This window comes from Pseudomonas sp. NPDC088890, assembly GCF_044900155.1.
In the GTDB taxonomy this organism is placed as follows: Bacteria; Pseudomonadota; Gammaproteobacteria; order Pseudomonadales; family Pseudomonadaceae; genus Aquipseudomonas; species Aquipseudomonas urmiensis.
Map to the genome: position 1 here is coordinate 320,380 of NZ_JBJDNG010000003.1, position 21,717 is coordinate 342,096.

18 protein-coding genes are annotated in these 21,717 nt (G+C 61.8%); 13 read left to right on the forward strand and 5 right to left on the reverse strand.

Going from position 1 to position 21,717, the window contains the following annotated elements; translation table 11 throughout:
• Nucleotides 1-3,021, forward strand: a complete 3,021-nt coding sequence (locus tag ACI2JX_RS09245) for an FAD-binding and (Fe-S)-binding domain-containing protein (protein ID WP_404689944.1) — start codon at nt 1-3, stop codon at nt 3,019-3,021.
• Between the two features lie 71 nt (nt 3,022-3,092).
• On the opposite strand, the gene ACI2JX_RS09250 is transcribed toward ACI2JX_RS09245, so the two are convergent.
• The 4 genes from ACI2JX_RS09250 to phhA form a co-directional block, all read right to left on the reverse strand.
• On the reverse strand, nt 3,093-4,280 hold the full coding sequence (locus ACI2JX_RS09250) for an MFS transporter (RefSeq protein ID WP_404689945.1): 1,188 nt from the start codon (nt 4,278-4,280) through the stop codon (nt 3,093-3,095).
• A 93-nt stretch (nt 4,281-4,373) separates the two neighbouring features.
• Nucleotides 4,374-4,502, reverse strand: a complete 129-nt coding sequence (locus tag ACI2JX_RS09255) for a hypothetical protein (RefSeq protein ID WP_264082843.1) — start codon at nt 4,500-4,502, stop codon at nt 4,374-4,376.
• Nucleotides 4,503-4,762: 260 nt separating this feature from the next.
• Nucleotides 4,763-5,119: a 4a-hydroxytetrahydrobiopterin dehydratase gene (locus ACI2JX_RS09260; protein ID WP_019472967.1), complete on the reverse strand. Its 357-nt coding sequence runs from the start codon at nt 5,117-5,119 to the stop codon at nt 4,763-4,765.
• Between the two features lie 38 nt (nt 5,120-5,157).
• On the reverse strand, nt 5,158-5,946 hold the full coding sequence (phhA, locus tag ACI2JX_RS09265) for a phenylalanine 4-monooxygenase (protein WP_404689946.1): 789 nt from the start codon (nt 5,944-5,946) through the stop codon (nt 5,158-5,160).
• A gap of 260 nt (nt 5,947-6,206) precedes the next feature.
• Here phhA and ACI2JX_RS09270 point away from each other — a divergent pair, with 260 nt between their 5' ends.
• On the forward strand, nt 6,207-7,766 hold the full coding sequence (locus ACI2JX_RS09270) for a sigma-54-dependent transcriptional regulator (protein ID WP_186557415.1): 1,560 nt from the start codon (nt 6,207-6,209) through the stop codon (nt 7,764-7,766).
• Nucleotides 7,767-7,805: 39 nt separating this feature from the next.
• On the opposite strand, the gene ACI2JX_RS09275 is transcribed toward ACI2JX_RS09270, so the two are convergent.
• Nucleotides 7,806-8,063 carry a DUF2790 domain-containing protein gene (locus ACI2JX_RS09275; RefSeq protein ID WP_264235106.1) on the reverse strand — a complete coding sequence of 86 codons (258 nt, stop codon included), beginning with the start codon at nt 8,061-8,063 and terminating at the stop codon, nt 7,806-7,808.
• 409 nt (nt 8,064-8,472) lie between these two features.
• On the opposite strand from ACI2JX_RS09275, the gene acs reads away from it, so the two are divergent.
• The 11 genes from acs to astB all read left to right on the forward strand — a co-directional run bounded on the left by acs (nt 8,473) and on the right by astB (nt 21,713).
• Nucleotides 8,473-10,434: an acetate--CoA ligase gene (gene acs, locus ACI2JX_RS09280; protein ID WP_186557417.1), complete on the forward strand. Its 1,962-nt coding sequence runs from the start codon at nt 8,473-8,475 to the stop codon at nt 10,432-10,434.
• A 483-nt stretch (nt 10,435-10,917) separates the two neighbouring features.
• Entirely contained in the window at nt 10,918-11,703 is a 786-nt protein-coding gene (locus ACI2JX_RS09285; protein ID WP_404689947.1) for an ABC transporter substrate-binding protein, read from the forward strand.
• A 92-nt stretch (nt 11,704-11,795) separates the two neighbouring features.
• Complete coding sequence (locus ACI2JX_RS09290; RefSeq protein WP_186557419.1) at nt 11,796-12,485, forward strand: ABC transporter permease; 690 nt, start codon at nt 11,796-11,798, stop codon at nt 12,483-12,485.
• Entirely contained in the window at nt 12,482-13,180 is a 699-nt protein-coding gene (locus ACI2JX_RS09295) for an ABC transporter permease (protein ID WP_264235104.1), read from the forward strand. Before ACI2JX_RS09290 ends, ACI2JX_RS09295 begins: the two co-directional genes overlap by 4 nt.
• Nucleotides 13,181-13,202: 22 nt before the next feature.
• Complete coding sequence (locus ACI2JX_RS09300) at nt 13,203-13,967, forward strand: ABC transporter ATP-binding protein (protein WP_186557421.1); 765 nt, start codon at nt 13,203-13,205, stop codon at nt 13,965-13,967.
• A gap of 99 nt (nt 13,968-14,066) precedes the next feature.
• Entirely contained in the window at nt 14,067-15,047 is a 981-nt protein-coding gene (gene argR, locus ACI2JX_RS09305; protein WP_264235103.1) for a transcriptional regulator ArgR, read from the forward strand.
• Between the two features lie 351 nt (nt 15,048-15,398).
• On the forward strand, nt 15,399-16,607 hold the full coding sequence (locus ACI2JX_RS09310) for an aspartate aminotransferase family protein (RefSeq protein ID WP_264235102.1): 1,209 nt from the start codon (nt 15,399-15,401) through the stop codon (nt 16,605-16,607).
• 141 nt (nt 16,608-16,748) lie between these two features.
• Nucleotides 16,749-17,768 (forward strand): arginine/ornithine succinyltransferase subunit alpha, encoded by a 1,020-nt coding sequence (aruF, locus tag ACI2JX_RS09315; protein ID WP_404689948.1) that lies wholly within the window; start codon nt 16,749-16,751, stop codon nt 17,766-17,768.
• An 80-nt stretch (nt 17,769-17,848) separates the two neighbouring features.
• Nucleotides 17,849-18,877, forward strand: coding sequence for an arginine N-succinyltransferase (gene astA, locus ACI2JX_RS09320; protein ID WP_186557425.1), 1,029 nt, complete (start codon nt 17,849-17,851; stop codon nt 18,875-18,877).
• Nucleotides 18,877-20,340 (forward strand): succinylglutamate-semialdehyde dehydrogenase, encoded by a 1,464-nt coding sequence (gene astD, locus ACI2JX_RS09325; protein WP_404689949.1) that lies wholly within the window; start codon nt 18,877-18,879, stop codon nt 20,338-20,340. Before astA ends, astD begins: the two co-directional genes overlap by 1 nt.
• Before the next feature lie 23 nt (nt 20,341-20,363).
• Nucleotides 20,364-21,713, forward strand: coding sequence for an N-succinylarginine dihydrolase (gene astB, locus ACI2JX_RS09330; RefSeq protein WP_404689950.1), 1,350 nt, complete (start codon nt 20,364-20,366; stop codon nt 21,711-21,713).
• Nucleotides 21,714-21,717: the final 4 nt, after the last annotated feature.

The window sequence follows — 21,717 nt, forward strand, 5'->3', positions numbered from 1 at the left end:
ATGATCGCCCAGCTGTCGACCAGCGCCCCTGCCGTCAACTACCCGGAATTTCTCGAAGCCCTGCGCAGCAGCGGTTTCCGCGGCCAGATCAGTGCCGACTACGCCACCCGTACGGTGCTTGCCACCGATAACTCGATCTATCAGCGCCTGCCGCAGGCGGCGGTGTTCCCCCTGGATGCCGACGATGTGGCCAAGGTGGCCGCACTGATGGGCGAGTCGCGTTTCCAGCAGATCAAGCTGACCCCGCGTGGCGGTGGTACCGGCACCAACGGCCAGTCGCTGACTGACGGCATCGTCGTCGACCTGTCGCGGCATATGAACCAGATCCTGGAGATCAACGTCGAGCAGCGCTGGGTGCGCGTCCAGGCCGGGGTGGTCAAGGATCAGCTCAATGCGGCGCTCAAGCCACACGGCTTGTTCTTTGCCCCGGAGCTGTCCACCTCCAACCGCGCTACCGTGGGCGGCATGATCAATACCGACGCCAGCGGCCAGGGCAGTTGCACCTACGGCAAGACCCGCGACCACGTGCTTGAACTGCACAGCGTGTTGCTCGGTGGCGAGCGCCTGCATAGCCTGCCGATCGACGATGCGGCGCTGGAGCAGGCTTGCGCCGCGCCGGGCCGTGCTGGCGAGGTCTATCGGGTTGCCCGCGACATCCAGCAGAACCAGGCCGAGCTGATCGAAAGCACCTTCCCCAAGCTCAATCGCTGCCTGACCGGCTACGACCTGGCGCACCTGCGCGACGAGCAGGGCCGCTTCAACCTCAATAGCGTACTGTGCGGCGCCGAGGGCTCGCTGGGCTACGTGGTCGAGGCCAAGCTCAATGTGCTGCCGATCCCCAAGTACGCAGTGCTGGTCAATGTGCGCTACACCAGCTTCATGGATGCCCTGCGAGACGCCAATGCGCTGATGGCGCACAAGCCACTGTCGATCGAAACCGTCGACTCCAAGGTGCTCATGCTGGCGATGAAAGATATCGTCTGGCACAGCGTTGCCGAGTACTTCCCGGCTGACCCTGAGCGGCCGACCCTGGGTATCAACCTGATCGAGTTCTGCGGCGACGAGCCGGGCGAGGTCAACGCGCGGGTGCAGGCGTTCATCGCGCATCTGCAGAGCGACAAGGGGGTCGAGCGCTTGGGTCATACCCTGGCCGAGGGGGCCGAGGCCGTGACGCGGGTCTACACCATGCGCAAACGCTCGGTGGGCTTGCTGGGCAACGTCGAGGGCGAGGTGCGGCCGCAGCCGTTTGTCGAAGACACCGCAGTGCCGCCCGAGCAGCTGGCTGACTATATCGCTGACTTCCGCGCGCTGCTCGACAGCTACGGCCTGGCCTATGGCATGTTTGGCCACGTCGATGCCGGGGTGTTGCACGTGCGTCCGGCCCTGGACATGAAGGACCCGGCCCAGGCGGCGCTGGTCAAGCCAATCTCGGATGCGGTGGCGGCGCTGACCCAGCGTTACGGCGGTCTGCTGTGGGGCGAGCATGGCAAGGGCCTGCGTTCGGAATACGTGCCGGATTACTTCGGCGAGCTGTACCCGTCGCTGCAACGCCTGAAGGGCGCGTTCGACCCGTATAACCAGCTCAACCCGGGCAAGATCTGCACGCCACCGAACAGCTCGGAGGGCCTGACCAAGGTCGATGGCGTGACCCTGCGCGGTGATCTTGATCGAACCATCGATGAGCGCGTCTGGCAGAGTTTCGGCAGTGCTGTGCACTGCAACGGTAATGGCGCCTGCTACAACTACGACCCCAACGACGCCATGTGCCCGTCGTGGAAGGCCACCCGTGAACGGCAACATTCGCCCAAAGGTCGCGCTTCGCTGATCCGAGAGTGGCTGCGCCTGCAAGGTGCGGCGGATATCGATGTGTTGGCGGCGGCGCGCAGCAAAGTGTCCTGGCTCAAAGGGCTGCCGACCCGCCTGCGCAATAACCGTGCGCAGCAGCAGGGCCAAGCGGACTTTTCCCACGAGGTGTACGAGGCCATGGCCGGTTGCTTGGCCTGTAAGTCGTGCGCAGGGCAATGCCCGATCAAGGTCAATGTCCCGGATTTCCGTTCGCGCTTCCTTGAGCTGTACCACGGCCGCTACCAGCGCCCGCTGCGCGATTACCTGATCGGCTCGCTGGAGTTCAGCATTCCCTATCTTGCCCATGCGCCGGGCCTGTACAACGCGGTGATGGGCTCGACGTGGGTGAGCAAACTGCTGGCGGACAAGATCGGCATGGTCGACAGCCCACTGATCAGCCGTTTCAACTTCCAGGCCACCCTGAGCCGTTGCCGGGTCGGTGTTGCCAGCGTGCCGGCGCTGCGCGAGCTGACCCCGGCCCAGCGTGAGCGCAGCATCGTGCTGGTCCAGGATGCCTTTACCCGTTACTTCGAGACGCCGCTGCTGGCCGCGTTCATCGAGCTTGCCCATCGTCTGGGGCATCGTGTGTTCCTGGCGCCCTACAGCGCCAACGGCAAGCCGCTGCACGTGCAGGGCTTTCTCGGTGCGTTCGCCAAGGCGGCGATCCGCAATGGTAGCCAGTTGAAGGCGCTGGCCGACTGCGGCGTGCCTTTGGTGGGCCTGGATCCGGCGATGACGCTGGTCTATCGCCAGGAGTATCAGAAGGTGCCTGGCCTGGAAGATTGCCCGAAGGTGTTGCTACCGCAGGAGTGGTTGATCGATGTGCTGCCTGAACAGGCGGTGGCGGAGGCTGGCCACTTCCGCTTGATGGCTCATTGCACCGAGAAGACCAACGTGCCGGCCAGTACCAAGCAGTGGGAGCAGGTGTTTGCCCGCATGGGGCTGAAGCTGGTGACCGAGGCGACCGGCTGCTGCGGGATGTCCGGCACTTATGGGCATGAGGCGCGTAATCAGCAGACGTCGCGGACCATCTTCGAGCAGTCGTGGGCGACCAAGCTGGATAAACAAGGGGAGCCGTTGGCGACTGGCTATTCGTGCCGTAGCCAGGTCAAGCGCATGGCCGACAAGCAGATGCGCCATCCGCTGGAGGTGGTGTTGCAGTACGCCCTGCGCTGACCCTCAAGCGCAGAGCGGGGCAAGCACACTCCCACAGATCTGTGGGAGCGGGCTTGCCCCGCGATGGTCATTCAGGCTTGGCGCAACCGCCGCGCCTGGCGATACAGATACAGGCTCAGCACCAGTCCGCAAGCCGACGCCGCTGCGGCAAACAGAAACATCGAGGCAAAGCCAAACCCAGATGCCACTGCGCCCACCAGCGGCCCGGTAATGCCCAGCGACAGATCGATGAACAGCGAATACGCCCCCACCGCGGCGCCGCGGTTGGCTGCTGATACCTGATTCACCGCCTCGACCCCCAGTGCTGGGAAGACCAGCGAGAAGCCAAACCCACTCAACGCCGCGCCCGCCAAGGCAATCTCGGCACTCGGCGCCTGCCACAGCATCAGCAACCCCAGGGTTTCCACCGACAGGCAGGCAATTGCCACCCGGAAGCCGCCGATGCGGTTGATCAGGTTGCCGAACAACAGTCGAGCACTGATGAAGCTGGCGCCAAACAGGCTCAGGGTCAATGCGGCATTGGGCCAGTCGCGGCTGGCGTAGTACAGGGTGATGAAGGTGGCGATGGTGCCGAAACCGATCGAGCCCAGGGCCAGCCCCGAGCCGTGCGGGAACACCTTGCCCAGCACTTGCAAAAACGGCAGGCGCACACCGCTGACAATGGGCGCGGCGCGCTTGGGCCATGCCAGCAGCAGGCCCGTCACTGCCAGCAGGATGATGCTCACGCCCATGCTCCACAGCCCCCACTGCTTGACCATCAGCACTCCCAGCGGGGCGCCGACGGCCAGCGCGCCGTAGCTGGCGATACCGTTCCAGGAGATTACCTTGGCGGTATTCTGCGCGCCCACTCGGCCGATCCCCCAGCCGATCGAGCCGGAGCCGACCAGGCTTTCTGCGCTGCCCAATACCAGTCGGCCAATCAACAGGCAGGTCAGGCTGAGCCATGGCATGTGGTTGAGAAAACTGCAGGCGAGCATGAACACGCCACTCAGGCCGCAGCCGAACAGGCCATACATGACCGCTTTTTTGCTGCCCAGGTTGTCGATGATGCGGCTGGCCGTGGGGCGGCTGAGCAAGGTGGCGAGGTACTGCACGCTGATCACCAGGCCCGCGACTACTGCGCTAAAGCCCAGTTGGTTATGCACGTAGCCTGGCAGTACGGCCAAGGGGATGCCGATATTCAGGTAGCCGATGAAGGTGAAGATGACGATCGAGACGACTTGCAGGGTGACCGCAAGGGGGCGCGGTGAATCGGGCATGGAGGGTCTTCGTGGCAGGGGATCTGGACGGTGTGAAAACGTGATGACGTGGGAGTTCCCGAAGGTCAGCCGTTTTCACACTGTCGTGCGCGGTTATTCCTGATCAGCGCTGGATGTATCGTCGCCATCCTGCTCGACGGCAGGCGTCGGCTCGGAGTGGGCGGCAACGGTTTGCTCTTCGGGGTTCAGGCTTGGGAAGGGAAGATTCGGGATTTCATGCATCTCGACGTTCCTCGCAAGTGTGAGTGAAAAGGCTGCGCCAGGCGCGTTTATGGCTTTGGAAAGCTGGGGCAGGATACAGCAGTCTGCATGACAGTTTGAACTTTTTGCCTGTCAGTTGTCGGTTTTGCGGGCGGATACCGGACGGCAACAGGCCGTTTGGCCCTTCTAAATGCAATCGCGGGGCACGCCCGCTCCCACGCGCTTGCTTCATTGCAGAGGGCGTAGGAGCGGGCTTGCCCCGCGATCAGAGCTGTAGCGAGTTACTTGCGGCCTTCAGCCGTCTCGGCAACTTTGTCAGTGCGCGCGCACATGATGAAGTCGTTGCGATGCAGGCCCTTGATCGAGTGGCTCCACCAGGTCACGGTGACTTTGCCCCACTCGGTCAGCAGGCCTGGGTGGTGACCTTCGGCTTCGGCAATTTCGCCAACGGCATTGGTGAACGCCAGCGCGTGCTTGAAGTTCTTGAACAGGAAAACCCGCTCAAGCTCCATGTGGCCGTCACGCACTTCGATGTTCCAGTCCGGGATCTCGCGGATCAGCTCCGCCAGTTCTTCATCGCTGACTTTCGGCGCATCGGCGCGGCAGGCTTCGCAGTGGGCTTGGTTCAAGGCATTCATGGGTTCATTCCGGTTTGAGTTGTTATCGTCAAGGCGGCTCAGGCAGCGACCTTGGGTGGAAACTTCGGCGCGTGCAGGCCCAGCTGCATGCCCTTGTGGACCATGCCCATGATGTCTTCGTGGGCCAGGTCGAACAGACGCTTGAGGTTCGGCAGAACGAAATACAGCGGCTGCAGGATGTCGATCCGATACGGCGTACGCATGGCTTCGATCGGGTCGAACGCCTGGTGTTCCGGCTCGTTCGACAGGCTGTAGACGGTCTCCTTGGGCGAGGAGAGGATGCCACCGCCATAGATCTTGCGACCTTGCGGGGTGTCCATCAGGCCGAACTCGATGGTCATCCAGTACAGACGCGCCAGGTACACCCGCTCTTCCTTGGTCGCGGCCAGGCCGAGCTTGCCATAAGTGTGGGTGAATTCGGCGAACCAAGGGTTGGTCAGCAGCGGGCAGTGGCCAAAGATCTCATGGAAGATGTCCGGCTCTTGCAGGTAGTCGAGCTCTTCCGGGGTGCGGATGAAGGTAGCCACCGGGAAGCGCTTGCTGGCGAGCAGTTCGAAGAAGGTCTGGAACGGGATCAGCGCTGGCACCCGGGCGACCTGCCAGCCCGTGGTGGCGCCCAGCACCTTGTTGATTTCGCCCAGCTGCGGGATGCGGTCATGGGGCAGCTTGAGCTGCTCGATGCCGTCCAGGTATTCCTGGCAGGCCCGGCCTTCGATCACCTTCAATTGACGGGTGATCAGGGTGTTCCATACCGCATGCTCTTGCTGCGGGTAGTCGATAAAGCCGTGCGCGTCGGGCTCGCGTGCCACGTACTGCGTCTGTTTCATGTGGCTCTCCTGGTGAGGGCGGTCTTTCTTGTTATGGATGCGACATGCCCTAGGAATAGCCCTTCAGCGCAGCCTTTGCACCGGGTGTGGGGTGTTTGCTGATCAGGTGAAGCGGGTGATTTCGTAACGTAAATTTTACAAAAAACCGCTTATCCCGGAAAATCACGGAGATCCGGCTGACCTATTATGTAAATTTGTCAGCTTATCTTTACGACTTTTACGCGTGCCGATGAAAAAATCGGCGGCTTCGGGACATTTCCATGCGTATCAAAGTGCATTGCCAGAACCGCATCGGCATTTTGCGAGACATCCTCAACCTGTTGGTCGAGTACGGCATCAACGTGCTGCGCGGCGAGGTTGGCGGCGACCACGGCAATGCCATCTACCTGCATTGTCCGAACCTGGTGAACCTGCAGTTCCAAGCCTTGCGGCCGAAATTCGAAGCGATCGCCGGGGTGTTCGGCGTCAAGCGCGTCGGCCTGATGCCCAGCGAGCGTCGGCATATGGAGCTCAATGCGTTATTGGGCGCGTTAGAGTTCCCGGTGCTGTCGATCGACATGGGCGGCAGTATCGTGGCGGCCAACCGTGCGGCGGCGCAGTTGCTTGGGGTGCGGGTCGATGAGGTACCAGGCCTGCCGCTGGCGCGCTACGTCGAGGACTTCGACCTGCCCGAGCTGGTGCGGGCGAACAAGTCGCGCATCAATGGCCTGCGCATCAAGGTCAAGGGAGATGTGTTTCTCGCCGACATCGCCCCGTTGCAGTCCGAGCATGACGAAAGCGAGGCGTTGGCCGGGGCAGTGCTGACCTTGCATCGCGCCGACCGCATTGGCGAGCGCATCTATAACGTGCGCAAGCAGGAGCTGCGCGGATTCGACAGTATTTTCCAGAGCTCGCGGGTGATGGCCGCCGTGGTGCGCGAAGCGCGGCGCATGGCGCCGTTGGATGCGCCGTTGTTGATCGAGGGCGAAACAGGTACTGGCAAGGAATTGCTGGCGCGTGCCTGCCACTTGGCCAGCCCGCGTGGGCAGGCGCCGCTGATGGCGCTCAACTGCGCGGGGTTGCCGGAGTCGATGGCCGAAACCGAGCTGTTTGGCTATGGTCCGGGCGCTTTCGAGGGCGCACGCGCGGAGGGCAAGCTGGGTCTGCTGGAACTGACCGCAGGAGGCACGCTGTTTCTTGATGGGGTGGCCGAAATGAGCCCGCGCCTACAGGTCAAGTTGCTGCGTTTCTTGCAGGATGGTTGCTTTCGCCGGGTGGGCAGCGATGAGGAGGTGTATCTGGATGTGCGGGTCATTTGCGCCACCCAGGTCGACCTGTCCGAGCTCTGCGCGCGGGGCGAATTCCGCCAGGACCTGTACCACCGCTTGAATGTGCTGTCGCTACACATCCCGCCGCTACGAGAGTGCATGGATGGTCTCGAAGGCCTGGTGCAGCACTTTCTCGATCAAGCCAGCCGGCAGATTGGCTGCCCGATGCCGCGGCTGGCGCCCGCCGCCATGGAAAAACTCAGCCACTACCATTGGCCGGGCAATGTGCGGCAATTGGAAAACGTTTTATTCCAGGCCGTTTCATTATGTGAGGGCGGACTGGTGAAGAGCGAACATATCCGTCTGCCGGATTATGGCGTGCGCCAACCGTTGGGGGAGTTTTCCTTGGAAGGGGAACTTTCGCAGATTGTCGGACGCTTTGAAAAAGCGGTACTGGAAAGTTTGCTTGGTGAATACCCAAGTAGTCGGGCATTAGGCAAAAGACTAGGGGTTTCGCATACAACCATTGCCAACAAGTTGCGTGAATACGCCCTGGGCAAATCGTCCGAGTAAACAGTTGAAGGGGCCGCTAGGCGGCCCCATTCACAGGGATCAACCGTTGGAGCAACCGTTACCCATCACGCGGTATTCGAGAATGTGCTTCTGGCCCTTGGAGTCCTCGTAGGTCATGCGGGCGGGCACTACTTCACAGACGTTAGGGACTTCGCTCATGGACAGAACACGGGCAATGTCCAAGTGCTGCGAGTAACTGTACTGTTCAACCGGAATCTGCTCGACATCGTTTGCAACTTCGTCGGCCATCGCCGCGCTGCAAAGACCGCCAAGTGCCAATACCAGTAACGCTTTCATTTTCAATTTACCTGTCTAAGGTCGTGAGGGGGCACGCGGCGCTTGTGACGCCGCGAGTACAACGAGTGTTTAACTATCGGGATGAAGAGGGGATTAACGTTGCCTTCGTGGGGGCTGTTACCAGAAGTTAATCGCCTTGCCGTTGCTGGCGAGGTGAATTTTATGGCCCGGCCTACAGCTGAAACAGTGGGGGTTTTGATAAAGACTGTTGACAGAATCTGTAACAATCGCCCGGAAAACAGCTTTTGATTACTGGTCGAATGCCGGTGTTGTGCGGGCTAGAGCGGTTGTGCGAAATCTCTGCGGCGAAGGAGGGGCGTGCTACTACCAACGTCGAATGGCCTTTGCCGCTCTGGTACAGTTACAAACGGTTCCATACAAAAACAACTATTACACCGAGGTAACACAGATGAGTGCGGCTCCACTGTATCCCGTTCGTCCCGAGGTTGCGGCTACTACCCTGACCGACGAGGCCACCTACAAGGCCATGTACCAGCAGTCGGTGATCAACCCCGACGGTTTCTGGCGCGAACAGGCCCAGCGCCTGGACTGGATCAAGCCGTTCACCAAGGTCAAGCAGACCTCGTTCGACGATCACCATGTCGATATCAAATGGTTTGCTGACGGCACTCTGAACGTTTCCTACAACTGCCTGGACCGTCATCTCGAAGAGCGCGGCGACCAGGTAGCGATCATCTGGGAAGGCGACGATCCTTCCGAAAGCCGCAACATTACCTACCGCGAGCTGCACGAGCAGGTGTGCAAATTTGCCAACGCCCTGCGTGGCCAGGATGTGCACCGGGGCGATGTGGTGACCATCTATATGCCGATGATCCCCGAGGCGGTGGTAGCCATGCTGGCTTGCGCCCGAATTGGCGCGATCCATTCGGTGGTGTTCGGTGGCTTCTCGCCTGAGGCCCTGGCCGGTCGAATCATCGACTGCAAATCGAAGATCGTCATCACTGCCGACGAAGGCGTGCGTGGCGGTCGGCATACGCCGCTCAAGGGCAACGTCGACCTGGCCCTGACCAACCCTGAAACCAGCAGCGTGCAGAAGATCATCGTGTGCAAGCGCACCGGTGGCGACATCGCCTGGCACCAGCACCGCGATATCTGGTACGAAGACCTGATGAAGGTCGCCTCCAGCCACTGCGCACCGAAAGAGATGGGCGCCGAAGAAGCGCTGTTCATCCTTTATACCTCTGGCTCGACTGGCAAGCCCAAGGGTGTCCTGCACACCACTGGTGGCTACATGGTCTACGCCTCGCTGACCCATGAGCGGGTGTTCGACTACCGCCCGGGCGAAGTCTACTGGTGCACCGCCGACGTTGGCTGGGTCACCGGTCACAGCTACATCGTCTATGGCCCGCTGGCCAATGGCGCCACCACCGTGCTGTTCGAAGGTGTGCCGAACTACCCGGACATCACCCGCGTGTCGAAGATCATCGACAAGCACAAGGTCAATATCCTCTACACCGCACCGACCGCGATTCGCGCGATGATGGCCGAAGGTCAGGCCGCCGTTGCCGGCGCAGATGGCTCCAGCCTACGCTTGCTCGGTTCGGTGGGTGAGCCGATCAACCCTGAGGCCTGGAACTGGTACTACCAGACTGTCGGCAAGGAGCGTTGCCCGATCGTCGACACCTGGTGGCAGACCGAAACCGGCGGCATCCTGATCAGCCCGCTGCCAGGGGCGACTGGCTTGAAACCGGGTTCGGCAACCCGTCCGTTCTTTGGCGTGGTGCCGGCCCTGGTGGATAACCTGGGTAACCTGATCGAAGGCGCCGCCGAGGGTAACCTGGTGATCCTCGACTCCTGGCCGGGTCAGTCGCGTTCGCTGTATGGCGATCATGACCGCTTCGTCGACACCTACTTCAAGACCTTCCGCGGCATGTACTTCACCGGTGACGGTGCGCGCCGTGACGAGGATGGCTACTACTGGATCACCGGTCGCGTGGATGACGTGCTCAACGTTTCCGGTCACCGGATGGGTACCGCCGAGATCGAGAGTGCGATGGTTGCCCACCCGAAAGTCGCTGAGGCGGCGGTGGTCGGCGTGCCGCATGACATCAAAGGGCAGGGCATCTATGTGTATGTGACCCTCAATGCCGGGGTCGAGTCGAGCGAGCAATTGCGCCTGGAACTGAAAAACTGGGTGCGCAAGGAGATTGGTCCGATTGCTTCGCCGGATGTCATCCAGTGGGCGCCAGGCCTGCCCAAGACTCGCTCGGGCAAGATCATGCGGCGGATCCTGCGCAAGATCGCCACGGCCGAATACGACGCGCTGGGTGATATCTCGACCTTGGCCGACCCGGGTGTGGTGCAGCACCTGATCGATACCCACAAGGAAATGAGCCGCGCTTCGGCTTGATAGCGGCCAGTCTGCACAGAACCCCGCCAGCAACGGCGGGGTTTTTGCATTCTGTTACCTCGACATTCATCGGTAACCGTTTTCTGTCACCTTGGTCGCACGATAACGGGGCCGTCAGAAACATTCCTGTGCCATTGTGGGGCAATCCTGCAGACATTTCGTGCAGGTTTGCACGCTACACTTGCCGGAATACAAGGGTTTGCCAATAATAGGCGCACTTATTGCTTCGTTTACAGGTTGTTTTCTTTTTGCTCTTGCATAATGAGTGAGAGCTGTCAATATCGCCCGCCGCGGTTTCAAGCGCTTCTGTAACTAGTTGTCGCTTTGAAGAAATATCGACTACCGGGCTGTCGTTAAAATGCCACTCACTCGCTCGTGGTCTGCGACCTTGGTCGATACCCCTCGCGGCTCGCGTTGTACCCATTCGCATTCGGGCAGCTGTTACCCCTGCCTTGTATTGCCCCGTACCGATGGAGTTACCTGATGAAGAAGCTCGCACTGCTTGGCGCCCTGGCGCTGTCCGTGTTGTCCCTGGTATCGCACGCCGATGAGAAACCGTTGAAGATCGGTATCGAGGCCGCCTACCCACCCTTCGCCTTCAAACAGCCCGATGGCAGCATCGCCGGCTTCGACTACGACATCGGCAACGCCCTGTGCGAAGAGATGAAGGCCAAATGCACCTGGGTCGAGCAAGAGTTCGACGGCCTGATCCCAGCACTGAAAGTGCGCAAGATCGACGCCATCCTGTCGTCGATGTCGATCACTGACGATCGCAAGAAGTCAGTCGATTTCACCAAGCGCTACTACCTGACCCCGGCCCGCCTGGTCATGAAGCAGAGCGTCACCGTCAGTGACAGCCTGGCTGAGCTCAGTGGCAAGAAGATCGGCGTGCAGCGCGGCTCGATCCACGACCGTTTCGCCAAGGAAGTCCTGGCGCCTAAAGGTGCAACCGTCGTGCCTTACGGCACCCAGAACGAAATCTACCTGGACGTGGCTGCCGGTCGCCTCGACGGCACCGTGGCTGACGCTACCCTGCTCGAAGATGGTTTCCTCAAGACCGACGCCGGCAAGGGTTTTGCCTTCGTAGGCCCGGCCTTCACCGACGCCAAGTACTTCGGCGACGGCATCGGCATTGCCGTGCGCAAAGGCGACAAGGCCAACGCTGAGCGGATCAACGCCGCCATCGACGCCATTCGCGCCAACGGCAAGTACAAGGCGATCCAGGACAAGTACTTCAACTTCGACATCTACGGGCCTGACGCTCAGTAAGACATCGAGTTTCACCTGTGCAATGGTGCAAACAGCAGAGACTCTGAGGTTTGCACCATTTTTCATTCCCTGGGTCTAGAGGAATCCCAATCATGTTGAAAGGCTACGGGGCAGTCATCCTCGACGGGGCGTGGCTGACGCTGCAGCTCGCCCTGTCGTCGATGGCCCTGGCCATCGTGCTTGGCCTGATCGGCGTGGCGCTAAGGTTGTCGCCAGTGCGCTGGCTGGCCTGGCTGGGCGATATGTATGCCACGGTCATTCGCGGCATTCCGGATCTGGTGCTGATCCTGCTGATCTTCTATGGCGGCCAGGACATTCTCAACCGGGTGGCGCCGCTGCTCGGCTACGAAGACTATATCGATCTCAACCCGCTGGTGGCCGGTATCGGCACCCTGGGTTTCATCTTTGGTGCTTATTTGTCGGAAACCTTCCGCGGTGCCTTCCTGGGCATTCCCAAGGGGCAGGCCGAGGCAGGCGTGGCGTATGGCATGAGCAGTCGCCAGGTGTTCTTCCGCATCATGGTGCCGCAGATGATTCGCCTGGCGATCCCAGGCTTTACCAACAACTGGCTGGTATTGACCAAGGCTACCGCGCTGATCTCGGTGGTGGGTCTGCAGGACATGATGTTCAAGGCCAAGCAGGCGGCTGATGCCACCCGCGAACCCTTCACCTTCTTCCTGGCGGTGGCAGCCCTGTACCTGGTGATCACCAGTGTCTCGCTGCTGGCGCTGAAGTACCTCGAGAGGCGCTACTCGGTGGGCGTTAAGGCGGCAGAACTATGATCTTCGACTACAACGTCATCTGGGAGGCGCTGCCGCTTTATCTTGGCGGCCTGCTGACCACCCTCAAGCTGCTGGCGCTGTCGCTGTTGTTCGGTCTGCTGGCGGCGGTACCGCTGGGCCTGATGCGCGTTTCCAAGCAGCCGCTGGTGAACATGACCGCCTGGCTGTACACCTATGTGATCCGCGGCACGCCGATGCTGGTGCAGCTGTTCCTGATCTACTATGGGCTGGCCCAGTTCGAGGCGGTGCGCGAGAGCATCTTCTGGCCGTGGCTGTCGAGCGCGACGTTCTGTGCCTGCCTGGCCTTCGCCGTCAACACCAGTGCCTACACTGCAGAAATCATCGCCGGCAGCCTCAAGGCCACCCCGCATGGTGAGATCGAAGCGGCCAAGGCCATGGGCATGTCACGCTTCAAGATGTACCGGCGCATCCTGCTGCCGTCGGCCATGCGCCGGGCGCTGCCGCAGTACAGCAACGAAGTGATCATGATGTTGCAGACCACCAGCCTGGCCTCGATCGTCACCCTGATCGACATCACCGGCGCGGCGCGCACCGTCAATGCCCAGTACTACCTGCCTTTCGAGGCCTATATCACGGCGGGCGTGTTCTACCTGTGCCTGACCTTCATTCTGGTGCGCCTGTTCAAGATGGCCGAACGCCGCTGGCTCGGCTACCTGGCGCCGCGCAAGCACTGAACGCTCTGTGAGAACCGACAGCATGTACAAACTCGAAGTCCAAGACCTGCACAAGCGCTATGGCAGCCATGAAGTGCTCAAGGGCGTGTCCCTGGCCGCCAAGGCAGGCGATGTGATCAGCATCATCGGCTCCAGCGGTTCGGGCAAGTCGACCTTCCTGCGCTGCATCAACCTGCTCGAGCAGCCGCATGCCGGCAAGATCCTGCTCAACAACGAAGAACTCAAGCTGGTCGCTGGCAAGGATGGCGCACTCAAGGCTGCCGACCCCAAGCAGCTGCAGCGCATGCGCTCGCGCCTGTCGATGGTGTTCCAGCACTTCAACTTGTGGGCGCACATGACGGCGCTGGAAAACATCATCGAAGCACCGGTGCATGTGCTGGGCATGAGTAAGAAAGACGCGCTGGAAAAAGCTGAGCATTACCTGGCCAAGGTTGGCGTATCGCACCGCAAGGACGCCTACCCCGGGCATATGTCCGGTGGCGAGCAGCAGCGTGTGGCGATTGCCCGGGCGCTGGCGATGGAGCCGGAAGTGATGCTGTTCGATGAGCCGACCTCGGCGCTGGACCCAGAGCTGGTGGGCGATGTGCTCAAGGTCATGCAGTCGCTGGCCCAGGAAGGCCGGACCATGGTGGTGGTCACCCACGAGATGGGCTTTGCTCGCGAGGTGTCCAATCAGCTGGTGTTCCTGCACAAGGGTGTAGTGGAGGAGGCGGGGAATCCGCGCGAGGTGCTGGTCAATCCGCAATCGGAGCGGCTCAAGCAGTTTCTCTCTGGCAGCCTGAAGTAAAGGCTGCACCTTTGCACCATAATAGGGCATGCTGCGCAGCGAGCGCAGCCTGACCCGGCGCCACTGACTCGAACTTCCCAAGGTTTCGGACCACGCCCTATGACCACCCAGCGAATCGGTTTTCTCATCTGGCCCAGCACCAAGCCGTTGACCTTGGCGTTGGCCGAGGAGGCATTGCTGGTGGCCCAGCGGGTGCATCCAGATGTCGTCTATGAGCTGGTGTTCCTCCAGGCCGAGCCGTCCGAGCAACAGGGCTGGCGTCTGCCCGGTGAGCCGTGGAATGGGCGTCTGGAAGGTTTGCACAAGCTGTTGCTGCTGGCCGATGAGCCGCCCACGGCGGTCAATGCCGCGTTGTCTACCGCACTCAAGCAGCTGGCGCGCAGTGGTTGCATGATCGGTGGGCTTTCCGCAGGCGTGTATCCGCTGGCGCTGTTAGGTTTGCTCGACGGCTATCGGGCTGCGGTGCATTGGCGTTGGCAGGACGATTTCGGTGAGCGCTTCCCCAAGGTGATCGCCACCAGCCATCTGTTCGACTGGGATCGCGACCGCCTGACCGCCTGTGGCGGCATGGCCGTGGCTGACCTGCTGCTGGCGGTGCTGGCCCGTGATCATGGTGCCGAACTTGCCGGAGCGGTGTCGGAGGAGTTGGTGGTCGAGCGCATCCGAGAGGGTGGCGAGCGTCAGCGGATTCCATTGCAAAACCGCTTGGGTTCCAGCCATCCGAAGCTGACCCAGGCAGTGCTGCTGATGGAGGCCAACATCGAAGAGCCGCTGACCACTGACGAGATCGCCCAGCATGTGTGCGTGTCTCGCCGACAGCTGGAGCGGATCTTCAAGCAGTACCTCAATCGGGTGCCGAGCCAGTATTACCTGGAGTTGCGCTTGAACAAGGCGCGGCAGATGTTGATGCAGACCAGCAAGTCGATCATCCAGATTGGCTTGTCGTGCGGGTTCTCCTCCGGGCCGCATTTCTCCAGCGCCTATCGCAACTTCTTTGGCGCCACCCCGCGCGAAGATCGCAACCAGCGCCGTAGCAACAGCCCGTTCGAGCTCAGCTCGGCCCCTGCTGAACGCGGCTGAAATCTGCCCCGGGTAGATTGCGTGGGAGTGGGCTTGCCCCGCGATTGCGTCAGCAGAGCCTACACCGCTCCCAACTGAGAAACGCTCGCTTGTCACGCTCGCTGCCAAGCTGTCGCAATTGGCTGTGAACAACCGTTCACCCATTTGCGGCTGACATCTCCCCGACACACCCTGCCTCCTTTACACTGCGCGATTGCGACACTGTTTGTCGCATTGCCGAAAGCCTGGCTAAAACAGGGTTTTGCGCTGTAACAAGTTGTCGCTTGGCCGCAAGGACAGGCGCTGATCAGTCCTTACAATCCCCCCATCGCTCGCCACTTTCAGGCCAGCGTTCCTCTTCAGGAGACTCAGATGTCCGTTGAGCAAGCCCCGGTGCAACGTGCCGATTTTGACCAGGTCATGGTTCCCAACTACGCCCCGGCGGCCTTCATTCCTGTGCGAGGCGAGGGTTCCCGAGTCTGGGACCAGTCGGGTCGCGAGCTGATCGACTTCGCGGGCGGCATCGCGGTAAATGCCTTGGGTCATTGCCATCCGGCACTGGTCAAGGCCCTGACTGAACAGGCCAATACCCTCTGGCACGTCTCCAACGTGTTCACCAACGAGCCGGCCCTGCGCCTGGCGCATAAACTGGTGGATGCGACCTTTGCCGACAAAGCGTTCTTCTGCAACTCTGGCGCCGAATCCAACGAGGCGGCTTTCAAGCTGGCCCGTCGCGTCGCCCACGACCGTTTCGGCCCTGAAAAGCACGAGATCATCGCCACCGTCAACAGCTTCCACGGGCGCACCCTGTTCACCGTCAGCGTCGGTGGCCAGCCGAAGTACTCCGACGGATTCGGTCCGAAGATCACCGGCATCAGCCACGTGCCGTACAACGACCTGGAAGCGCTCAAAGCGCAAATTTCCGACAAGACCTGCGCGGTAGTGATCGAGCCGATCCAGGGTGAAAGCGGCGTAGTGCCGGCCGATAAGGCCTACCTGGAAGGCGCACGCAAACTGTGCGACGAGCACAATGCCTTGCTGATCTTCGATGAAGTGCAAACCGGTGTTGGCCGTACTGGCTCGCTGTACGCTTACCAGCACTACGGCGTCACCCCAGATATCCTCACCAGCGCCAAGAGCCTGGGCGGCGGTTTCCCGATTGGCGCCATGCTGACCACCGAAGACCTGGCCAAGCACCTTGCCGTTGGCACCCACGGCACCACCTACGGCGGCAACCCGCTGGCCTGCGCCGTCGCCTGCGCGGTGCTGGATGTGGTCAATACTCCCGAGACCTTGGCGGCTATCACCGCCAAGCACGCGCGCTTCAAGGCGCGCTTGGAGAAAATCGAGCTGTTCAGCCAGGTGCGCGGCGTTGGCCTGCTGATCGGCTGCGTACTGGTCGATGCCTGGAAAGGCAAGGCCAAGGATGTGCTCAACGCGGCCGAGAAGGAAGGCCTGATGGTCCTGCAGGCAGGCCCGGACGTGGTGCGTTTCGCGCCAAGCCTGGTGGTCGAAGATGCCGACATCGATGAAGGCCTGGATCGCTTCGAGCGCGCCATCGCCAAGCTGACCCAGGGCTGACCGCCCTTGTCGCCGGCCCGGTCCGTAACGCGGGCCGGCGATCGCTGAATTCCAGTGCGGGTGCCTGCCAAGCCAATAATCACGGCGCCCGCCGTTTTTCCGTGCCGAGCCACTCGGCCCGTATTCCAAAGGAGTGACACCATGCTGGTAATGCGCCCCGCGCAAATGGCTGACCTCAATGAAGTGCAGCGCATGGCTGCGGACAGCCCCGTTGGTGTCACTTCGCTGCCGGATGATGCCGGTCGCCTGGGCGACAAGATCGCCGCGTCCGAGACATCGTTCGCCGCTGAAGTCAGCTTCAACGGTGAGGAAAGCTATTTCTTCGTCCTCGAAGACAGCGAAACCGGCAAGTTGGCCGGCTGCTCGGCGATCGTCGCTTCGGCAGGCTACTCCGAACCGTTCTACAGCTTTCGCAACGAGACATTCGTGCATGCGTCGCGCGAGCTGAAGATCCATAACAAGATCCACGTGCTGTCGCTGTGCCATGACCTCACGGGCAACAGCCTGCTGACCAGCTTCTATGTGCTGCCCGAGTTGGTCGGCACTGGCTTGGCCGAGCTCAATTCGCGGGGTCGCTTGCTGTTCATGGCCGCTCACCCCGAGCGTTTTGCCGATTCGGTGGTCACCGAGATCGTCGGCTACAGCGACGAGCACGGCGAGTCGCCGTTCTGGGATGCGATTGGGCGCAACTTCTTCGACCTCAATTATTCCGATGCCGAACGCCTGTGCGGGCTGAAGAGCCGCACCTTCCTCGCCGAGCTGATGCCGCACTACCCAATCTACGTGCCGTTGCTGCCGGACCTGGCCCAAGAGGCCATGGGCCAAGTGCACCCGCGCGCGCAGATCACCTTCGACATCCTCATGCGCGAAGGCTTCGAGACCGAGCACTACATCGACATCTTCGACGGCGGCCCCACCCTGCATGCGCGGGCTTCGGGGATCCGCACCATCGCGCAAAGCCGCGTGGTGCCAGTCAAGCTTGAGCCGGTGCCGGCCAAGGGTGGTCGCCCGTACCTGGTGTGCAACGGCCAGTTGCAGGATTACCGCGCTGTGTTGCTGGAGCTCGATTGGGTGCCGGGCAAGCCGGTCAGCCTCAGTAGCGACGCCGCCGAGGCCCTGGGTGTCGGTGAAGGGGCAAGCGTGCGTCTGGTCGCCGTTTGATGGCCGTGGCCGGATAGCCACGGGGCGCGACCGGCAGCAGAGTTTCGCGGCAGGCACAGACCGCCGCACAAGGAGATAGCATGATCGTTCGTCCTGTACGCAGCAGCGATTTACCCGCGCTGATCGAATTGGCCCGCAGCACCGGCACGACCGGGCTCACCACCTTGCCGGCCAACGAGGAGCGCCTTGGCCAGCGGGTGCGCTGGGCCGAGAAGAGCTTTAACGGCGAAGCCGGGCGCGGTGACACCGATTACCTGTTCGTGCTGGAGAACGACGAAGGCCTGGTCGTGGGTATCAGTGCCATCGCCGGTGCGGTCGGCTTGCGTGAGCCTTGGTACAACTACCGTGTCGGGCTGACGGTCAGCGCCTCGCAGGAGCTGAACATCTATCGTGAAATCCCCACGCTGTTTTTGGCCAACGACCTGACCGGCAATTCCGAGCTGTGCTCGCTGTTCTTGCGTAGCGACTATCGCAATGGCCTCAATGGCCGCCTGTTGTCCAAGGCGCGGATGCTGTTCATTGCTGAGTTCCCCGAGCTGTTCGGCAAGAAGGTGATCGCTGAAATGCGCGGTATCTCCGACGCGGCCGGTCGCTCGCCGTTCTGGGAATGCCTGGGGCGGCATTTCTTCAAGATGGAGTTCAGCCAGGCGGACTATCTCACTGGCGTGGGCAACAAGTCGTTCATCGCCGAACTGATGCCCAAGTTCCCGTTGTATACCTGCTTCCTGTCTGAAGCGGCGCGCGAGGTCATTGGCCGGGTGCATACCGACACCGAGCCTGCACTGGCCATGCTCGAGCGCGAAGGCTTCAACTATCAAGGCTATGTCGACATCTTCGACGCAGGCCCGGCGATCGAGTGCGAGACCGCCAAGATCCGTGCCGTGCGCGAGAGCCAGAACCTGGTGTTGGCGGTGGGTACGCCAGGCGACGACGCTACGCCTTATCTGATTCACAACCGCAAGCGCGAAGACTGCCGCATCACCGCCGCGCCCGCTCGCCTGGCGGCGGGCACCTTGGTGGTCGATCCGCAGACCGCCAAGCGCCTGCGCTTGGGCGCGGGCGATCATGTGCGGGCGGTGCCGCTGTCGGCCGCGCGGGAGGCTCAGTAATGACGACTCATTTCATCGCGGGACACTGGCAAGCGGGGCAGGGCGAGCCACTGCAATCGCTCAATCCGGTCACTCAGGCAGTCGTTTGGCAAGGTCAGGGCGCCACTGCCGCTCAAGTCCAGGCGGCGGTGACAGCCGCGCGGCAGGCCTTCCCGGCCTGGGCGCAACTGAGCCTGGATGCGCGTATTGCCGTGCTCGAGGCGTTTGCCGATCAGCTCAAGGCCAATGCCGACGAGCTTGCGCGTTGCATCGGTGAAGAAACCGGCAAGCCTTTGTGGGAGTCGGCCACCGAAGTGACCAGCATGGTCAACAAAGTGGCGATCTCGGTGCAGAGCTATCGCGAGCGCACCGGCGAAAAGAGTGGTCCGCTGGCGGACGCTACGGCGGTGTTGCGGCACAAGCCGCATGGCGTGGTGGCGGTGTTTGGCCCGTATAACTTCCCCGGCCACCTGCCTAATGGTCACATTGTGCCGGCGCTGTTGGCGGGGAACTGCGTGGTGTTCAAGCCAAGTGAGCTGACCCCCAAGGTCGCCGAGTTGACAGTCAAATGCTGGATTGCCGCCGGCTTGCCTGCGGGTGTTCTCAACCTGCTGCAGGGCGCTCGCCAGACGGGTGTCGCCCTGGCCGCCAATCCAGGTATCGATGGCCTGTTCTTCACCGGCTCCAGCCGTACCGGCAATCTGCTGCACCAACAGTTCGCAGGGCGCCCGGACAAGATCCTTGCTCTGGAAATGGGCGGCAATAATCCGCTGCTGGTCGATGAGGTCAAGGACCTGGACGCTGCGGTGTACACCATCATTCAGTCGGCCTTCATTTCTGCGGGGCAACGCTGCACCTGCGCCCGCCGCTTGCTGGTGCCGCAAGGTGCATGGGGTGACGCGCTGCTGGCGCGCCTGGTCGAGGTGAGTCGCACGATCAGCGTTGGCCCGTTCGATCAGCAGCCGGCACCGTTCATGGGCTCGGTGATTTCCTTGCAGGCCGCCCGGGCATTGCTGGATGCGCAACACGCGTTGCTCGGCAATGGCGCTGTAGCGCTGTTGGAAATGACCCAGCCGCAGCCTGACGCCGCGCTGTTGACCCCGGGCATCCTCGATGTCACCGCTGTGGCTGAGCGTCCGGACGAGGAATTCTTCGGGCCGTTGCTGCAAGTGATCCGCTACAGCGATTTCGACGCCGCCATCGATGAAGCCAATGCTACCCAGTACGGCCTGGCGGCAGGCCTGTTGTCAGACTCGCGTGCGCGCTACCAGTACTTCTGGCTGCGCAGCCGTGCCGGCATCGTCAACTGGAACAAACAGCTGACGGGGGCGGCCAGCAGTGCGCCGTTCGGCGGTGTGGGTGCCAGCGGCAACCACCGCGCCAGTGCCTATTACGCGGCCGACTACTGTGCCTATCCGGTGGCTTCGCTGGAGACCGCCAGCCTCGCCCTGCCGGCGACTTTGACGCCGGGCGTCACCCTATAACAAACGGTCTCGGAGCCTAGCCGATGAAATCCTACGAAGTGAATTTTGATGGCCTGGTGGGGCCGACCCACAACTACGGCGGTCTGTCTTACGGCAACGTGGCCTCGCAGAGCAATAGCCAGCAGTGCTCCAACCCGCGTGAAGCGGCGCGCCAGGGCCTGGCCAAGATGAAGGCGTTGAGCGACCTGGGCTTCAAGCAAGGCGTACTGGCCCCGCAGGAGCGGCCGGATGTCGCCGCCCTGCGTCGGCTGGGCTTCTCTGGCAGCGATGCCGAGGTGATCAACCGCGCCGCGAAAGAGGCCATGCCGCTGCTGGTCGCCAGTTGCTCGGCGTCGAGCATGTGGGTGGCCAATGCCGCCACGGTCAGCCCGAGCGCCGATACCGCCGATGGTCGCGTGCATTTCACCGCTGCCAACCTCAACTGCAAGTACCACCGCAGCATCGAGCATCCGACCACTAGTCGAGTATTGGCAGCCATGTTTACCGATGAGCAGGTGTTCGCTCATCACCAGGCGCTGCCTGCGGTGGCGCAGTTCGGCGACGAAGGTGCGGCCAACCACACGCGCTTCTGTCGCAGCTATGGCGAGCCAGGGGTCGAGTTCTTTGTCTATGGCCGCAGTGCCTTTGACAGCCGCTTCCCGGCGCCGCAAAAGTACCCGGCCCGGCAAACCCTCGAGGCCTCGCAGGCCGTGGCTCGGCTGCATGGGCTCAGCGACGACGGGGTGGTCTACGCTCAACAGAACCCGGCAGTGATCGACCAGGGCGTGTTCCACAACGACGTAATCTCGGTGGGCAACGGCGAGGTGCTGTTCTACCACGAAGACGCCTTCCTCGAGACCGATGCGGTACTTGCGCAACTGCAAGCTAAACTGGCCAGCAAGGGCGCCAACTTCCAGGCCATCCGGGTGCCTCGGGCGGCGGTAGCGGTAGAGGACGCGGTGCGCTCCTACCTGTTCAACAGCCAGCTGCTCTCGCACGAAGATGGCTCGATGCTGTTGGTGGTGCCGGAGGAGTGCCGTAACAACGAGCGGGTCTGGAGTTTTCTTGGCCAGCTGACCCGCAATGGCGGCCCGGTCAAGGAGGTCAAGGTATTCGACCTCAAGCAGAGCATGCAAAACGGCGGTGGCCCGGCTTGCCTGCGCTTGCGCGTGGCCTTGAAGGAATCGGAACTGGCAGCGGTCAATCCAGGCGTTATCATGTCGCCGTCGCTGTACGACACCTTGGTCCAGTGGGTCGACAAGCATTACCGCGATCGCATGAGCGAGACCGACCTTGCCGACCCGCAACTGCTGGTCGAGTGCCGTACGGCCCTGGATGAATTGACCCAGATCCTCATGTTGGGCTCGGTCTATCCGTTCCAACGCCAACCTTGAAGAG

Excerpts from the sequence above, each read along its gene's own strand:
- ACI2JX_RS09270 (WP_186557415.1), top strand. The coding sequence starts at position 6,207 with ATGCGTATCAAAGTGCATTGCCAGAACCGCATCGGCATTTTGCGAGAC.
- ACI2JX_RS09300 (WP_186557421.1), top strand. The coding sequence starts at position 13,203 with ATGTACAAACTCGAAGTCCAAGACCTGCACAAGCGCTATGGCAGCCAT.
- ACI2JX_RS09290 (WP_186557419.1), top strand. The coding sequence starts at position 11,796 with ATGTTGAAAGGCTACGGGGCAGTCATCCTCGACGGGGCGTGGCTGACG.
- phhA (WP_404689946.1), bottom strand. The coding sequence starts at position 5,946 with ATGAAACAGACGCAGTACGTGGCACGCGAGCCCGACGCGCACGGCTTT.
- astA (WP_186557425.1), top strand. The coding sequence starts at position 17,849 with ATGATCGTTCGTCCTGTACGCAGCAGCGATTTACCCGCGCTGATCGAA.
- ACI2JX_RS09245 (WP_404689944.1), top strand. The coding sequence starts at position 1 with ATGATCGCCCAGCTGTCGACCAGCGCCCCTGCCGTCAACTACCCGGAA.
- astB (WP_404689950.1), top strand. The coding sequence starts at position 20,364 with ATGAAATCCTACGAAGTGAATTTTGATGGCCTGGTGGGGCCGACCCAC.
- astD (WP_404689949.1), top strand. The coding sequence starts at position 18,877 with ATGACGACTCATTTCATCGCGGGACACTGGCAAGCGGGGCAGGGCGAG.
- ACI2JX_RS09250 (WP_404689945.1), bottom strand. The coding sequence starts at position 4,280 with ATGCCCGATTCACCGCGCCCCCTTGCGGTCACCCTGCAAGTCGTCTCG.
- ACI2JX_RS09295 (WP_264235104.1), top strand. The coding sequence starts at position 12,482 with ATGATCTTCGACTACAACGTCATCTGGGAGGCGCTGCCGCTTTATCTT.
- aruF (WP_404689948.1), top strand. The coding sequence starts at position 16,749 with ATGCTGGTAATGCGCCCCGCGCAAATGGCTGACCTCAATGAAGTGCAG.
- ACI2JX_RS09285 (WP_404689947.1), top strand. The coding sequence starts at position 10,918 with ATGAAGAAGCTCGCACTGCTTGGCGCCCTGGCGCTGTCCGTGTTGTCC.
- ACI2JX_RS09310 (WP_264235102.1), top strand. The coding sequence starts at position 15,399 with ATGTCCGTTGAGCAAGCCCCGGTGCAACGTGCCGATTTTGACCAGGTC.
- ACI2JX_RS09255 (WP_264082843.1), bottom strand. The coding sequence starts at position 4,502 with ATGCATGAAATCCCGAATCTTCCCTTCCCAAGCCTGAACCCCGAAGAG.
- argR (WP_264235103.1), top strand. The coding sequence starts at position 14,067 with ATGACCACCCAGCGAATCGGTTTTCTCATCTGGCCCAGCACCAAGCCG.
- ACI2JX_RS09260 (WP_019472967.1), bottom strand. The coding sequence starts at position 5,119 with ATGAATGCCTTGAACCAAGCCCACTGCGAAGCCTGCCGCGCCGATGCG.
- ACI2JX_RS09275 (WP_264235106.1), bottom strand. The coding sequence starts at position 8,063 with ATGAAAGCGTTACTGGTATTGGCACTTGGCGGTCTTTGCAGCGCGGCG.
- acs (WP_186557417.1), top strand. The coding sequence starts at position 8,473 with ATGAGTGCGGCTCCACTGTATCCCGTTCGTCCCGAGGTTGCGGCTACT.